The organism is Streptomyces sp. NPDC022552 (assembly GCF_055561875.1).
In genome coordinates this window covers 1-1,016 of record NZ_JBVHGJ010000038.1, presented here as the reverse complement: position 1 = coordinate 1,016, position 1,016 = coordinate 1, and the positions used below count along the sequence as shown (strand labels likewise).

Sequence of the window (1,016 nt, the reverse complement as noted above, 5' to 3'; positions counted from 1 at the left end):
AGGTGGCGGGCGGTGAGTGCGCCCAGTGCGCCCGTGCCACCCGTGACAAGGACCGTGCCCTCCGCATCCCACTCCCGCGGCACCGACAACACGACCTTGCCCACATGACGCGCCTGACTCACAAAACGGAACGCATCCGCAGCCCGCCGCACATCGAACACCCGCACCGGCGGCAACACGAACACACCCTCGGCGAACAACCTCAGAACCTCGACCAGGATCTCCCCGATCCGCTCCGGCCCCGCCTCACCCAGATCGAACGCCCGATAGACGCACTCCCCCATGGACCCCGGATCACGCACATCCGCCTTGCCCATCTCCACAAACCGCCCACCCGGCACCAACAACCGAGCCGACGCATCCACGAACTCACCAGCCAACGCGTTCAGGACCACATCGACCCCACGCCCACCGGTCCGCTCCCGAAACACCCCCTCGAACGACACATCCCGCGACGACGCCAGACGATCCGCCCCCAGACCCGTCACCGCCCACTTACCAGGCGAAGCCGTCCCGAACACCTCCGCCCCCAGATGACGAGCCACCTGCACCGCCGCCATCCCCACACCACCAGCAACCGCATGCACCAACACCCGCTCACCAGCACACAGCCCCGCCAGATCAACCAACGCGTAATACGCCGTCGCAAAAGCGATCGGCACCGCCGCCGCCTCCACGAACGACCAACCCGCCGGCACCCGAGCGACCAACCGCTCATCAGTCACCGCCAACGGACCCATCGCCCCACCGAAGAACCCCAACACCCGGTCCCCCACCACACACCGGGAAACCCCCGGCCCCACCTCCACCACCACACCAGCGGCCTCACCACCCACCGCCACCTCACCCGGATACATCCCCAGCACATTCAGCACATCACGGAAATTCACCCCCGCCGCACGCACCGCAACCCGCACCTCACCCACACCCAACGGCTCCACCACATCCGGCGCCGCCACCAAAGCCACGTTCTCCACCGCACCCCGCACCGACACCCCCACCCGCCACGCCCCCTC

General features: G+C 68.0%; 1 protein-coding gene. It reads right to left on the bottom strand.

Annotation, left to right across the window (positions count from 1 at the left end):
* Positions 1–977, bottom strand: a 977-nt coding sequence (locus tag ACZ3OF_RS35905; RefSeq protein WP_467309056.1) for a zinc-binding dehydrogenase, incomplete at its 3' end; no start/stop codon positions are given.
* Positions 978–1,016: the final 39 nt, after the last annotated feature.